A 14,504-nucleotide genomic window follows, 5' to 3' on the forward strand; every position below is an offset into this window, starting at 1 on the left:
TGGAGATGTAGCCCACAGGCAGGGATTTATCTCACATTGCTAGCGAGATCACTTCTGGCAGGAAAATGGATGAAAACAGCGGCGTCAGAAAGAGGCTCACGCCGCGCCCGCTCGGGCTACAGAAATAAAAGCGTAGCCCGGACGGGACGCGGCGCGAGCCGGGGGAAGGTGGAGAGCTAGCCGAGCACCGAGGTGCCCAGGCGGCAGGTGCAGCAGCGCCGTCCGCGTTCGTCGAAGACGGCAATTTCCCAGCTTTGTCCCTGGCGGCCGAGGTGCAGAGGACGGCACTCGCCGCGAACCTTCCCGCTGGAAACCGCCCGATGGTGGGTGGCGTTCAGCTCGGTGCCGACCACGCACTGGCCCTCTTCGGTCATCAGCCAGCCGGCCATCGAACCCAGCGTCTCCGCCAGCGCCGCCGACGCGCCGCCGTGCAGCAGGCCAAAGGGCTGATGGGTGCGGGCATCGACCGGCATTTCGGCCTCCAGCAGGCCCTCTTCCAGCCGGGTATAGACAATGCCGAGATGGGCCACCATCGTATTCGCGCTGGTGGCGTTAAGCGCCTCCAGCGTCAGCTGACGTTTCCAGGCCATCTATGCCCCCAGCGTCGAGCCGCCGTCAACCACGATATCCTGCAGCGTGATATGGCTGGCGTGATGAGAGGCGAGGAACAAAATGGTGCTGGCAATCTCCTGCGGGCGGGCGATTTTACCCAGCGGAATGCCGAGCTTGAACTGCTCGCCAAAACCGCGAATGCGCTGCTGCTCGGCGTCATCGCTGACCCACAGCGTGCGCTGCATATCGGTGTCGGTCGAGCCCGGCGAAACGAGGTTGCAGCGCACTCCGCTGCCCGCCAGCTCAAGCCCGACGGTCAGCGCCAGGCTCTTCAGCGCCGCTTTCGACGCGCCGTAGGCGCTCATGCCGAGGCGCGGCGTATGCGCGGCGTCGGAGGCCACGGTGACGATCGCCCCGCCCCGCTGGCGGCGGAACTGGGCCATCGTCTGCTGGAAAAGGTTAAACGCGCCGCCGACGTTAACGGCGAAGGTCTGCTGCCACTCTTCAACGCTCAGCGCATCGGTGGCGCCCATGCGTAAAATGCCGGCCGCGTTGACCAGCACGTCCAGGCGCTCGATGCCGCCCAGCAGACGCTGGCACACCTCGGCCACCTGCGGCGCGTCGGCCACGTCCAGCGTCTCGGTGGCGAACGGATAGCTTTCGCCCGCGAACGCGAGGTCAAAACCGGTGACCTGCGCCCCGGCCTCGACGAAGGCCAGGGCGGTGGCGTAGCCGATGCCCTTACCCGCCCCGGTCACCCATACGGTTTGACCCTGAAAATCGAGCGCGGCCACTATTTCACCTCGCGGGAGAGCAGCGCCCACCAGGCATCAATCGACGGATTTTTCGCCAGCATCACGAAGTCGATATCGCCGTGCACTTTGCGCCAGCGCGCGGCCAGCGCCATCATGCGCACCGAATCCAGGCCGTAGTCGATGAGGTTTTCATCATCCATCGGCTCGTCGGACTCATCGAGCAGCGGCAGCACCAGCGCGCGCAGCGCCGCCTTTGATGCCGGCAGCGGCAGCAGCTCTTCGGTCATCACCACCCGACCGCAGCGTCCGGCAACGTATTTCAGCGCCATCAGATGCTCTTCGCGGCTAAAGTCCGCCAGCGCGTCGGCAACGAAGAACGGCTTGATGTCGCGCATAAAGGCGTCGGTCGCGGTCGTCATGCAGCCGATATGGGCATAGACGCCGGTGACGATCAGCTGGTCGCGCCCGGCCTCTTTCAGCATCTCTTCCAGCGGCGAACGGTGGAACGCGCTGTAGCGCCACTTCACCAGTACGGTGTCGTTTTCGTCCGGCGCCAGGGCGGCAATCACCCGCTGCTGCTCCGGCGAGCGGGTCAGGCCCGGTCCCCACATGTCGTTCAGCAGGGCGCGGTCTTCATCGCTCTGCTCCTTCGGCTGCGCGGTGTAGAACACCGGAATATCGTGCTGCTTGCAGAAATCGCGCAGCGCGGCGATGTTGGCAACCACTTTCGCCATCATCGCGCTATCTTCACCCCAGAAGTTGAGGAAATACTCCTGCATATCGTGGATAAGCAGCGCCGCGCGGGACGGCTCAAAGGCCCAGCTCACTTTATTCGCCGGGATATCGCTGGCTTCCGGTAGCGCGTAAGCCTGTAATTGAGGAATGGCCATTGTGTCTTCTCCTTCAGCCCAGCTTGCGTTCAGCCAGCCACTGACGTAATTGTTTTTTATCGACTTTGCCCACCGGCGTCAGCGGCAGCGCGTCCACGCACTCCACCCGATCCGGCAGCTTAAATTCGGCCACGCCCTGCTCGCGCAGGAAGCGGCGTACCGCGACCGCGCGCAGCGGCTCTTTGACCACCAGGTACGCGCAGCTTTTCTCGCCCAGCAGGCTATCCTCCATGCTCACCAGCGCGGCATGGATCGTCGCCGGGTGGCGCAGCAGCAGGTTTTCAATCTCTTCCGCGGCGATCTTCTCCCCGCCGCGGTTGATCTGATCTTTCTCGCGCCCCTGCACGGTGATATAGCCGTCTTCGTCGATCGAGATAAGATCCCCCGAGCAGTAGAAGCCGTCGGCGTCAAACGCCTCCAGGTTGTGCTGCGGGCTTTTATAGTAGCCGCGGAAGGTATAGGGCCCGCGAGTCATCAGGCGGCCGACTTCGCCGCGCGGCAGCGGGTTGCCTTCGGCATCGGCAACCCACACTTCGTCGTCGGGGCTCATCGGGCAGCCCTGGGTATTGATAATGCGCTGCGGGCTATCGTTGAGGCGGGTGTAGTTCACCAGCCCTTCCGCCATGCCGAAGACCTGCTGCAGCTGGCAGCCAATCTCCGCCGGAATGCGCGCGGCGAGCGTCGCCGACAGGCGCGCGCCGCCAACCTGCAGCAGCTGCAGCGACCGCAGCTGCGCGTTGCCGCCCCATTCGTGGATCGCCTGCAGCCACAGGCTGACCGCCGGCGGCACCAGCGAGGCGACGTTTATCTGATGCTTTTCAATCAGCGGGAAGCAGAGCGTGGCGCTCGGGTCGGCGGCAAGGATCACCCGGCCTCCGGCCAGAAACACCCCCAGCGATCCCGGCGAGCTCATCGCATAGTTATGCGCAGCGGGCAGCGCGTTGAGATAGCGCGTCTCGGCGCTAATCGCGCAAATTTCGTTGCTGCGGCGAATGCTGTATGCGTAATCGTTGTGGGTGCGCGGGATAAGCTTAGGCGTGCCGGTGCTGCCGCCGGAGAGCTGGAAAAACGCCACCTCGTCGGCAGGCGTTGGGTTGGCGATAAAGCCCTCGGCGGGCTGGGCGATCGCCGCGGCCAGGTCATACTCGCCGCTATCGCCGCGCAGCAGCGCCACCCGCACCGACGGATGCTGCTCGATAAAGCCGTTGAGGAAGCTATCGTCGGCAAACAGCGCGTGCTGACGATCGGCCACCAGCAGCGCCGGTTCAATCTGCGTCGCGTAGGCGTTGAGCTCGCTGCGCTGATGGCTGAACAGCGCGTTGACCGGCGCCACGCCGATGCGCAGCAGCGCAAAGAAGGTGATGTAGAACTCGGCGACGTTGCCCAGCTGCACCAGCGCGGTTTCGCCGCGCTTGAGCCCCATCCCCTGCAGGGAGCTGGCAAGGTTATCCACCAACCGGTTGAACTGGCGATAGCTGTACTGAACCTCGCCGTCGATAATCGCCACGGCATCGCTTGCCGCGTGACGGGTAATCAGCTCGGTTAACGGCAGATCCTGCCAGTAGCCCTTTTCACGGTAGCGGGCGGCAAAGCTTTCCGGCCAGCGGTTAAATGCAATCATCATCGCCTCTTAATACAAGCCGAACACGTTCAGCATAGTGGTCAGTTTGACGCCGGTTTCGCGCCACTCTCCCAGCGGGGAGGAGGCCGGAACGATCCCCGCGCCGGCAAACAGGCGCAGCGTGTTCTGCTGCAGGCGGGCGCAGCGAATGGTCACCACCCACTCGCCGTTGCCTTCGTCATCACACCAGCCAACGATGCCGCCGAACAGCTGGCGATCGAACGGCTCCAGCTCGCGGATCAGCCGCGTGGCGGCCTGGTGCGGGAAGCCGCTGAGGGCCGGCGTCGGATGCAGCAGGCAGGCCAGCGACATGGCATTTTCCCCGGCCGCGGCGGTCCCGGCGATGGGCGTCGCCAGATGCCATAAGGTTGGGGTGGTGATCAGCTGCGGAGAGTCCGGCAGCGACAGCTCGCAGCAGCGCGGCGCAAGCACCGCCTTCATCGCCTGGGTCACCAGCTCGTGCTCGTGGCGATCTTTGCCGGACGCCAGCAGCTTGTTGCCCGCTTCGCGATCCAGCACGTCGTCCGGCTGACGCCGGGCCGAGCCCGCCAGCGGTAGAGAGCTAAAGCTATCGCCCTCTTTACGCAGCAGCAGCTCCGGGCTGGCGCCGAGGAGAACGCCGCCGTCCGAGAGCGGCACGTGGAAGTTAAAGCTGGCGGGGTTTTGCGCGATCAGGCGCTCCAGCAGCGCACCGCTGTCCACGCGATCGCGGGTGGTGATATCGATCAGCCGCGACAGCACGACCTTATCGACTTCCGCCGTGGCGGTCAGCGCGCTCGCGCGCTCGACCATCGCCATAAATGCGTCCTGCTCGGGGATCTCCTGGCGGGCCACCACGTCCATTGCCGCCTGGCCCGACGCGTAGCGCGCGGAGCGCTGCTTGCCGGTGCGGGAGAAGGTTTCCCAGCGCTCGGGAATAAACAGTTCGGACGGCTGGCGGGTATCGAAGGGGATCGCGCCGACCATCACCGGCTTGCTGATCCCGGCGGCTTTCGCCTCCTGGAACGCGGCGGCCATTTTTTGCTGGAATTCACCGGACAGCGCATCGCCGCCGGCGGCGGAATGAGAGAAGCGCCTGAAACAGCCTGAAGTGCTAAAACTGCGGTACGGCGACATAAAGAAGAAGCTTTCTGGTGCCAGGGTCATTTTTTGTTCCCGTACATCCTCGGCCATTGACGTTTCCATATCATCCTCCAAAAACGATAAAGATATTACGAATAATTATCATTTATATTTTGGTTGGCTAACCTAAAAGGTATTGCTCTACATGTCAACCGTATAAACAGCATGTTGTGCTACTTAGGCTTGCATCCCTGCGGCACAAAGTTGAAAATGAGACGCATTTATCTCAACTCAATCAGGACGCAAATTCGTGAATTTCTCCACTTTGTGCCGCCGTACCCTGCTGGCCTGCGGGCTGGCGTATTTAGGAATTACCTCAGCGTTCGCCGCCGACTGGCCGCGTCAGATAACCGACAGCCGCGGCGCGCACACCCTTGAACAGCGGCCGCTGCGCATTGTGTCCACCAGCGTCACCCTCACCGGCTCGCTGCTGGCGATTGATGCCCCGGTGGTAGCCAGCGGGGCCACCACGCCGAATAACCGCGTGGCGGATGGCCAGGGATTCCTGCGCCAGTGGAGCAGCGTGGCCCGCGAGCGTAAGCTGGCGCGGCTCTATATCGGTGAGCCGAGCGCCGAGGCCGTGGCCGCACAGATGCCGGACCTGATCCTGATTAGCGCCACCGGCGGCGATTCCGCGCTGGCGCTCTACGATCAGCTTTCTACTATTGCGCCGACGCTTATCATTAACTACGACGATAAGAGCTGGCAGGCGCTGCTCACCCAGCTCGGAGAGATTACCGGCCAGGAGAAGCAGGCCGCGGTGCGCATTGCCGAATTTGATAAGCAGCTGGCGGCGCTGAAGCAGCAGATGAAACTGCCGCCGCAGCCGGTTAGCGCGCTGGTTTATACCGCCGCAGCCCATAGCGCCAATCTGTGGACCCCGGAGTCGGCCCAGGGCCAGATGCTCGAACAGCTGGGCTTTACGCTGGCTACCCTTCCCGGCGGGCTGCACGCCAGCCAGAGTCAGGGTAAACGCCACGATATCATCCAGCTGGGCGGAGAGAACTTAGCCGCCGGCCTCAACGGCCAAAGCCTGTTCCTGTTCGCCGGCGACGAGAAGGACGCTCAGGCAATTTACGCCAATCCGCTGCTCGCCCACCTGCCTGCGGTCGAAGCCAAACGCGTCTATCCGCTGGGCATCGAAACCTTCCGTCTTGACTACTACAGCGCCATGCTGGTGCTGCAGCGCCTCGCAGCCTTCTTCGGCTAAATCCTCTTCCCGGCCGGCGCCATGCCCGGCCGGGAAGCCAATCAACTTTCGCTCACCGTCTCCGGGCGCTGAAAGCGGCGTAGTTCGCTCAGCAGCCCAATCAACATTGCACCAACGATAACCAGCGCCCAGCCGCTGACGCTTGCCGACGCGACCGGGGTCATCATCACGCCGAGGCCGCCCAGCAGCGCGGCGCCAACGGCATCGCCGGTGACGTTCTGCGCGGTCCACAGGCCGTTGATGCGCCCAAGCATCGCTTCCGGCGTCTGAGTTTGAATCAGGGTGTACTGCAGCAGCGAACTGATGGCGCTCAGCCAGCCAAACAGCGCCAGGCACAGCGCGCCCAGCTGCCACAGCGGCATCAGGCTAAACAGGGCGATGGCGACAAAGGAGCCGACGGTGGTGGTCAGCATCACCGCGCCAGGCCTGGCGGTTTGCGCCAGCTGGCCGCTGGTGAGCGCCCCGAGCGCTGCGCCCAGCGGGATCGCGGCGTACAGCAGGCCGATTTGCGAGGCCGACATCTGCCAGCCTTCGGCCAGCGCCGGATAGAGTACGCGCACCGCGCTCGCCATCGTCAGCAGGCCGCCGAGCAGCGCAATACCGCCAATCAACGGGCTATTAAAGAGGAATTTAAGCCCCGCCAACAGCGACTTCAGCGGATGCTCGCGCGGCTGAGGCGGCGGCGGGAGCTGCGGTAAACGCAGCAGGGTTAAAGTGGTGATAAAGGTTCCGGCCGCCGCCAGGCCGTAGTTCCAGGCCACGCCGCCGGTCGCCAGCAGCAGGCCGCCGATCATCGGCGAAATCACCGAGCCCAGGCGCACCGTCAGCATGGTAATCGCCCCGGCCTGCATCAGATTTTCCCGACCAACCAGCGCGGGGGTTGCCGCCAGCAGCGCCGTGACGCCCAGCGAGGCGAAGAAGCCGTCCCAGACGCCCAGCAGGTAGATAGCCGCCAGCGAAGGCTCGGGCAGCATGGCGTTGAGGCACAGGCCGACAAAACCGATCCCGCAGGTGCCGCGCGCCAGCAGGATCAGGCGCTTACGCTCGTAGCGATCCGCCAGCACGCCCCCCACCATCAGGCCGATAAACATCGAGCCGCCGGTCAGGGTGACCGAGAGCCCCACCTGCAGGGTGGAGTGGGTCATCATCTGGATTTGTACCGGGATAGCAACGCCCAGCAGGCCAAGCGAGAGGATAGAGATAAAGCGGGCGATAAAGACGGCGCGAAACGCCGGATGCGTTTTCAGCAGGCTCAGGTTCAGCAGCCGGGATTGTCGGTTCATTACAACACCTTGTTATTATTTTCCATCGATACTCGTTATACGTCGGGCGACAGATGCGCTGGCGGCAGACGGCCGATCCCGGCCTCGCGATAGCGGCGCGTCGGCCGCCGGGTGCACGCCGACACGAGGCCGGGCGCTGACCGCTCGGGCACGCACGCCCTGCCGTCGCGATGCATCCCGAATGATTTGCGTATACCATTCTTAGGGGCCGCCATGCTAACATAACTGAATAGAATCGATAACGATAATTACTATCATTATCATGTCAGGGATGTGAACTATGTCGTTTTCTACGACCAGGGTGCGCGCCGTCGCCGTGCCGGGTCTGCTGCTGGTCTTAGCCGTTGCGATTGCGCTCAGCCTGCTCGTTGGCGCCAAACCTCTGCCACTCAACGTCGTTGTGGATGCCTTTACCGGCACCTGTCAGAGCGCTGACTGCACCATCGTGCTCGATGCCCGTCTGCCGCGCACCCTTGCCGGACTGCTTGCCGGCGCCGCGCTAGGGCTGGCGGGGGCGCTGATGCAAACCCTCACCCGCAACCCGCTGGCCGACCCCGGTATCCTGGGCGTCAACTCCGGCGCCAGCTTCGCGATCGTGCTGGGCGCCGCGCTGTTCGGCATTCATTCACCGCAGGAGCAGCTGCTGATGGCCTTTTGCGGCGCCTTTGCCGCCTCGCTGCTGGTGGCCTTCACCGGCAGCCAGGGCGGAGGCCAGCTTAGCCCGGTGCGTCTGACGCTGGCCGGCGTCGCCCTGGCGGCGGTGCTTGAAGGGCTCTCTAACGGCATTGCGCTGCTTAACCCCGACGTATACGACCAGCTGCGCTTCTGGCAGGCCGGCTCGCTGGATATCCGCACCCTGCAAACGCTAAAAATCGTCCTGCTCCCGGTGCTGATCGCCGGCGCGGTAACGCTGCTGCTCAGCCGGGCGCTGAACAGCCTGAGCCTCGGCAGCGACACCGCCACCGCGCTCGGCAGCCGGGTGGCGCGCACGCAGTTTATCGGCCTGCTGGCAATCACCGTCCTTTGCGGCAGCGCTACGGCGGTGGTCGGGCCCATCGCCTTTATCGGCCTGATGATGCCGCACATGGCGCGCTGGCTGGTGGGCGCCGACCACCGCTGGTCGCTGCCGGTCACCCTGCTGGCCACCCCGGCGCTGCTGCTGTTCGCCGATGTCCTTGGCCGTCTGCTGGTGCCCGGAGAGCTGCGGGTCTCGGTGGTCAGCGCCTTTATCGGCGCCCCGGTGCTGATCTGGCTGGTGCGTCGCCAGCCGCGCGGAGGTGCAATGTGACCGCCCCTTCCCGTCGTTTGCTGCTCAGCTGTTTTATCCTGATTGTCGCCAGCGTGGTCGTCTCCCTCTGGGGCCTCGGCAGCGGCCTGGTGCCGCTGCGGGTGGAGCAGGTTATCTCCGCGCTGCTGGGCGATGCGCCGCGTAATATCACCATGGTGGTCACCGAATGGCGGCTGCCGCGGGTGCTGATGGCGCTGCTGATCGGCGCGGCGCTGGGCGTTAGCGGCGCGATTTTTCAGTCGTTGATGCGCAACCCGCTGGGCAGCCCGGACGTGATGGGCTTCAACACCGGCGCGTGGAGCGGCGTGCTGGTGGCGATGGTGCTCTTTGGGCAGAACCTGACGGCTATCGCGCTGGCGGCGATGGTTGGCGGGGTGCTGACCGCCCTGCTGGTCTGGCTGCTGGCCTGGCGTAACGGGATTGAAACCTTCCGGCTGATTATTATCGGTATCGGCATCCGCGCGATGCTGGTGGCGTTCAATACCTGGCTGCTGCTGCGCGCGTCGCTGGAGACCGCGCTCTCCGCCGGGCTGTGGAACGCCGGTTCGCTCAACGGGCTGACGTGGGGTAAAACCTGGCCGTCGGCGCCGCTTATTGTGCTGATGCTGGCGTGCAGCGTGCTGCTGGTACGGCGCATGCGCCTGCTGGAAATGGGTGACGATACCGCCTGCGCGCTGGGCGTGCGGGTCGAGCGCTCTCGCCTGCTGCTGATGCTGGTGGGGGTGGTGCTCACCGCCGCCGCCACCGCGCTGGCGGGTCCAATCTCCTTTATTGCGCTGGTGGCCCCGCATATCGCCCGCCGCCTCAGCGGCACCGCGCGCTGGGGTCTGACTCAGTCGGCGCTGTGCGGCGCGCTGCTGCTGGCGCTGGCCGACTACAGCGCCCAGCGCCTGTTTATGCCCTATCAGCTGCCGGTGGGAGTCGTCACCGTCAGCCTCGGCGGTATCTATCTCATCGCACTGTTAATTCAGGAGTCCCGCAAAAAATGACCGCTGTAACCCCCCGTTTGCGCGGCGACCAGTTGACCCTGGCATACGGCAAAAAGATCATCGCCGAATCGCTGAACGTGACCATTCCCGACGGCCACTTCACCGCCATCATTGGCCCCAACGGCTGCGGAAAATCGACGCTGCTGCGCACCCTCAGCCGCCTGATGACCCCGGCCAGCGGCCATGTTTACCTCGACGGCGAGCAGATCCAGCGCTACGCCAGCAAGGACGTCGCCAGGCGCATCGGCCTGCTGGCGCAAAACGCCACCACCCCGGGCGATATTACCGTCCAGGAGCTGGTCGCCCGCGGCCGCTATCCGCATCAGCCGATGTTCACCCGCTGGCGGAAAGAGGACGATGAGGCGGTCAATCAGGCGATGCGCGCCACCGGCATCACCGACCTTGCGCAGCAGAGCGTTGACACGCTCTCCGGCGGCCAGCGCCAGCGCGCGTGGATTGCGATGGTGCTGGCGCAGGAAACCGCCATCATGCTGCTCGACGAACCGACGACCTGGCTGGATATCAGCCATCAGATCGATCTCCTCGAGCTGCTGAGCGAGCTGAATCGCGAGAAGGGTTATACCCTGGCGGCGGTGCTGCACGACCTCAACCAGGCCTGCCGCTACGCCACCCATCTGATTGCCCTGCGCGACGGCAAAATTATCGCCGAAGGGGCGCCGAAAGAGATCGTGACCGCCGAGCTTATCGAGCGGATTTACGGCCTGCGCTGTACCATCATCGACGACCCGGTCGCCCACACGCCGCTGGTGGTACCGCTGGGCCGCCGCTAGCCGCTGGTACTCCCCCGGCTAAAGCATAAAAAAACCCCGGTTCGCGCGACGCTGACCGGGGCTACAGAGCGATGTGCAGAGGTCGTCCGGAAACCTCCGGACGACGCGCGACCTATCCCAGAATCTCCCGCACCACCGGACCTATCGACTCAAAAGCCTGGGGAGAGACAATCTCCACGTGCGCGCACGCCTGGCTGAAGACCTCCAGTTCGCCAACCCACGGTCCCCACAGCGCCTGCGGGTCCATCCCCGGCTGGCGCGTTTTTTCCGCCACGAACAGGGTCGCCTTGCCGTCGAACTTCGCGCTGTGCGCGGTGGTCAGCAGGCGCACCGCGTCGGCGTAGTTGCCCTCGATGGTGCTAAAGAGCTCGCCGGACGGCTGCCCCTGCTGCGCGGCAAGGAACGCTTCCCGCTCGCGGTCAATTTCCGCCAGCACCTGCGGGTCGAGGCCGTTGGCCTCTTTTTCCGCCCAGTTTTGCGACTCCGGCGGCCAGGTATCCAGCAGCCCGAGGAACGCTACCGCTTCACCGCGCTGGCGCAGGCGCGCGGCAATTCCCTGCGCCAGGGTGCCGCCGAGGGAGTAACCGAACAGGTAATACGGCCCGTGCGGCTGCTGCGCCAGTAACGTCTGCAGATGGGACTCGCAGACCTCATCGAGGCTGGCGGCGCTCGCCATCGGCCCCTGCGGGCGCGGCGACTGAATGCCGGTAATTGACCAGCGCGGGTCGAGGTAGCGCGCCAGCACGCTGAACTGCCAGGCAAAGCCGGAGGCCGGATGGAAGCAGAACAGCGTCGGGCCGTCGCTTTTACGCAGGGGTAAAAGCGCATCAAAGCCCAGGCGCTGCGCCTGCTCGTCGCTGAGATCGGACGCCAGCAGCGCGCTCAGCTGGCCGACCGTCGAGGCGACCATCACCTGTCCCGGCGTCACCTGACGCGCAAACCGGCGGCTCAGCTGCGCCGCCAGGCGCATCGCCAGCAGCGAGTGGCCGCCAAGCGCAAAGAAATCGGCTTCGATATCGTTCACGTCGCAGCCCAGCAGCTGGCTGAACGCCTCGGCGACCGCACGCTCGCTCTCGGACTCCGGCGGCCGGCCGCGGCGTTCCTGGCTCAGCGTTGGCAGCGGGAGCGCTTTACGATCCAGCTTGCCGTTAGCGCTCAGCGGCAGCGCCGACAGCTGGATCAGCACCACCGGCACCATGTGCGGCGGCAGCTGTTCGCCGAGGCGCGCCTTCAGCGCCGCGGTATCGAGCGGCAACCCGGATTCAGAGACCAGGTAGCCGACCAGCTGGCGCGCATCGCCGCCGGTGGCCGCCGCCTGATTAAAGACGCAGGCGTGGGTGACCGCCTGGGCCACGTCCGGCAACGCCGCCATGACGCGGTCTATTTCGCCGAGCTCAATGCGCTGGCCGCGAATTTTCAGCTGATCGTCGCTGCGCCCCAGATACTCCACCGCTCCGCTGTCGAGCCAGCGCGCCACGTCGCCGGTACGGTACATGCGCTCGCCTGGGCTAAACGGGTCGGCAATAAAGCGGCTGGCGGTGAGGTCCGGTCGGCCGAGATAGCCCTGCGCCAGCTGGATGCCGGTGAGGTACAAATCCCCCGCCACGCCGGGCGGCACCGGGCGCATAGTGGCGTCAAGAATACGTAATCCGGTGTTCCACACCGGCCAGCCGATCGGCACGCTGCTGCCGGTCACCGCCGCCAGCTCCGCGCCGCAGGCCGGATACCAGCTGACGTCAACCGCCGCTTCGGTCGGGCCGTAGAGGTTGTGCAGCGCCACGCCGGTCAGCGCTTCCCACTCGCGGCACAGCCCGGTCGGCAGCGCTTCGCCGCTGCAGAAGACCCGCCGCAGCGTGCGGCAGGCGGCGACGTTTTCCGCGTCGAGCGAGGCGACGAACGCTGCCAGCATCGACGGCACAAAGTGGGTGGTGGTCACGCCGTAGCGGGCGAAGAAGCGCTGCATCGCCAGCGGATCGCGATGCGCTTCGGGCTCCGCCATCACCAGCCGGGCGCCGGCGATAAACGGCCACCAGAACTCCCACACCGAGACGTCAAAGCTGCACGGCGTTTTCTGCGCCACCACGTCATCGGCGCCGAGCGGATAGTGATTTTGCATCCACAGCAGGCGGTTGACGATCGCGGTCTGCCCCACCATCACCCCTTTCGGGCGGCCGGTGGAACCGGAGGTAAAGATGATATAGGCGGTATGCTCCGGCGCGGAGAGCGCCAGCTGCGCGTCATCCCCTGCCGCCAGCGGCTGCTGGTAGCACAGGCTGGCAAGCCCGGGGATATCGCCAAAGCGCGCCAGCTGATCGTCGGAGGTCAGCAGCAGCGTCGGACGCGCGTCTTCGAGCATCATGCGCAGGCGATCGTCAGGATAGCCGGTATCGAGCGGCAGCCAGGCGGCGCCCGCTTCAACGATGGCGTGCAGCGCCAGGGTGAGGAACACCGAACGCGGCAGCGCCACCGCCACGCTATCGCCGGGCTTAACCCCCCGCGCGCGCAGCACCTCGGCCAGCGCCACCACCTGCTGGCGCATTTCGCGGTAGCTGAACTGCCAGCGGGCGTCCGCCAGCGCGGGAGCGTCCGGGGTCTTCCGCGCCTGTTCTGCGACCAGCGCGCTCAGCGTCGTGGCGGGCAGCGCGATGGCGGTATGGTTGATCTCCGCCAGCCGCTGCGTTTCCCGCGCGGACAGCATGTTCGCTTCGCCGCAGCGCAGCGTCGGGTCGGCGGCAAACTGCGCCAGCAGCGCGGAGAGGCGCTCGACGTGCGCGCGCAGCGTGGCCTCATCGTAGCGCTGCTTATTGGCCAGCACTTCCAGCGACAGGCCGCCGGCTTCGTCCGGGAACAGCGCCAGCTCAAGGTCGTTAACCGGGCCGGTCGCCAGGGTGTGGGTTACCGCCTGCACGCCGTCGATATCGAGGACGTAATCGAAAACTTTGATATTTAATACCGGGCCAAACAGCGGCTCATCGCCGGCGGCCTTGCCGCTATCGCGGACGATTTGCTCGGCATCATAGCGCTGGTGGCGGCGCATTTTTTTCAGCTGTCCGGCGAGGCGCAGCGCCAGCTCGGCCAGCGTTTCCTGGGCATCGATAGCGATCGCCAGCGGCAGGACGTTAAGCACCGGCCCGGTCGCGGTCAGCGCCGCCGATCCCATGCGGCGCATAAAGATAAAGCCGGCGGCGTAGTCCATCCGCCCGCAGAGACGCCCCAGCCACAGCGCGGTCAGCGCCAGCGCCAGGTCGGCGCGCTGGCACTGCGGGGCGCCGGCGGCGAGGCGGCTGAACGTCGCGGCGTCAGCGTCAAGCTTCAGGCGCCAGATCTCCGTGCCGGTTGCCCGTCCCGCCAGCGGCGCGTCGGAGAGCGAGACCGGCGCCGGCAGCGTCCTGCGCTGCTCCTGCCAGAACTGCTTGTCCCGCTGCCAGCCGTCGCTGCCGTAGTAGCGCTGATACTCTTCCACCACCTCGGCGAACGGCGTAAACGGCGAATCCGGCGTCGCCTCTCCGCGCTGCCAGGCACGGTAAATAGCGGCGATCTGGCGGGTAATGGCAGGGAAACTAAAGCCATCGACGAGTAAATGATGATAGCGCTGATACCAGTACCAGCGATTATCCGCCGTGCGCAGCAGCCGGTGACAGACCAGCGGATTACCGCTATCGACGCGCAAATTCTGTTCAAGGTCGTCCCGCATAATGGCCAGCGCGGCCGCGTGCGGATCGTCCGCCTCGCGCAGATCATCGTGCTGCGGTTCGTCGAAGCGACGGGCCTCATCGACCCACTGCCAGGCTTCGCCGTTGTCTTCGCAAAAGCGCAGGCTTAGCGTGTCGGCCTGGGCCAGGCCGGCGACGATCGCCCGGCCGAGCAGCGCCGGATCGAGGCTGCCGCTGAGCTCAACGTAGTGAGCGACGCTCCAGGCGCCGGGCAGCGTTGACAGCCGCTCCGCCATCCAGATCCCCGGCTGCGCTGCAACCAGCGGTAAACGAGTGGTCATCATTGGCTC

The 14,504-nt window shown here is 65.3% G+C and carries 11 protein-coding genes; 4 read left to right on the forward strand and 7 right to left on the reverse strand.

Annotated elements, in window-relative coordinates:
• Window positions 1-176 precede the first annotated feature (176 nt).
• Genes entH through entC form a run of 5 tightly spaced genes read right to left on the reverse strand, consistent with a single transcriptional unit; the run spans window position 177 to window position 5,003 of the window.
• Window positions 177-590 (reverse strand): proofreading thioesterase EntH, encoded by a 414-nt coding sequence (gene entH / locus HCK03_RS19515; protein ID WP_041144532.1) that lies wholly within the window; start codon window positions 588-590, stop codon window positions 177-179.
• Window positions 591-1,346, reverse strand: coding sequence for a 2,3-dihydro-2,3-dihydroxybenzoate dehydrogenase EntA (gene entA / locus HCK03_RS19520; RefSeq protein WP_134525397.1), 756 nt, complete (start codon window positions 1,344-1,346; stop codon window positions 591-593). It lies immediately after the preceding gene.
• Complete coding sequence (locus tag HCK03_RS19525; RefSeq protein WP_041144530.1) at window positions 1,346-2,197, reverse strand: isochorismatase; 852 nt, start codon at window positions 2,195-2,197, stop codon at window positions 1,346-1,348. Before HCK03_RS19525 ends, entA begins: the two co-directional genes overlap by 1 nt.
• 13 nt (window positions 2,198-2,210) lie before the next feature.
• Window positions 2,211-3,818: a (2,3-dihydroxybenzoyl)adenylate synthase EntE gene (entE, locus tag HCK03_RS19530; protein WP_143967973.1), complete on the reverse strand. Its 1,608-nt coding sequence runs from the start codon at window positions 3,816-3,818 to the stop codon at window positions 2,211-2,213.
• A 9-nt stretch (window positions 3,819-3,827) separates the two neighbouring features.
• Window positions 3,828-5,003, reverse strand: a complete 1,176-nt coding sequence (gene entC / locus HCK03_RS19535) for an isochorismate synthase EntC (RefSeq protein WP_167692060.1) — start codon at window positions 5,001-5,003, stop codon at window positions 3,828-3,830.
• 187 nt (window positions 5,004-5,190) lie between these two features.
• Here entC and fepB point away from each other — a divergent pair, with 187 nt between their 5' ends.
• Window positions 5,191-6,150: a Fe2+-enterobactin ABC transporter substrate-binding protein gene (fepB, locus tag HCK03_RS19540; protein ID WP_134525396.1), complete on the forward strand. Its 960-nt coding sequence runs from the start codon at window positions 5,191-5,193 to the stop codon at window positions 6,148-6,150.
• 41 nt (window positions 6,151-6,191) lie between these two features.
• Here fepB and entS read toward each other — a convergent pair whose 3' ends face one another.
• Window positions 6,192-7,433 carry an enterobactin transporter EntS gene (gene entS / locus HCK03_RS19545; RefSeq protein WP_141334846.1) on the reverse strand — a complete coding sequence of 414 codons (1,242 nt, stop codon included), beginning with the start codon at window positions 7,431-7,433 and terminating at the stop codon, window positions 6,192-6,194.
• Window positions 7,434-7,713: 280 nt separating this feature from the next.
• Between entS and fepD the strand changes: the two genes are divergently transcribed.
• The 3 genes from fepD to fepC are packed head-to-tail and all read left to right on the forward strand — an operon-like array spanning window position 7,714 to window position 10,501.
• Complete coding sequence (gene fepD, locus HCK03_RS19550) at window positions 7,714-8,721, forward strand: Fe(3+)-siderophore ABC transporter permease (RefSeq protein ID WP_041144526.1); 1,008 nt, start codon at window positions 7,714-7,716, stop codon at window positions 8,719-8,721.
• On the forward strand, window positions 8,718-9,710 hold the full coding sequence (fepG, locus tag HCK03_RS19555) for an iron-enterobactin ABC transporter permease (RefSeq protein WP_041144525.1): 993 nt from the start codon (window positions 8,718-8,720) through the stop codon (window positions 9,708-9,710). Before fepD ends, fepG begins: the two co-directional genes overlap by 4 nt.
• The gene (gene fepC, locus HCK03_RS19560) at window positions 9,707-10,501 is read left to right on the forward strand and encodes an iron-enterobactin ABC transporter ATP-binding protein (protein ID WP_041144524.1); all 795 of its coding nucleotides are present in this window, start codon (window positions 9,707-9,709) and stop codon (window positions 10,499-10,501) included. The genes fepG and fepC overlap by 4 nt, the downstream gene beginning before the upstream one ends.
• A gap of 112 nt (window positions 10,502-10,613) precedes the next feature.
• On the opposite strand, the gene entF is transcribed toward fepC, so the two are convergent.
• Entirely contained in the window at window positions 10,614-14,495 is a 3,882-nt protein-coding gene (entF, locus tag HCK03_RS19565; RefSeq protein WP_167692061.1) for an enterobactin non-ribosomal peptide synthetase EntF, read from the reverse strand.
• Window positions 14,496-14,504 lie beyond the last annotated feature (9 nt).

The sequence above is a fragment of the Klebsiella terrigena genome, assembly GCF_012029655.1.
In the GTDB taxonomy this organism is placed as follows: domain Bacteria; phylum Pseudomonadota; class Gammaproteobacteria; order Enterobacterales; family Enterobacteriaceae; genus Klebsiella; species Klebsiella terrigena.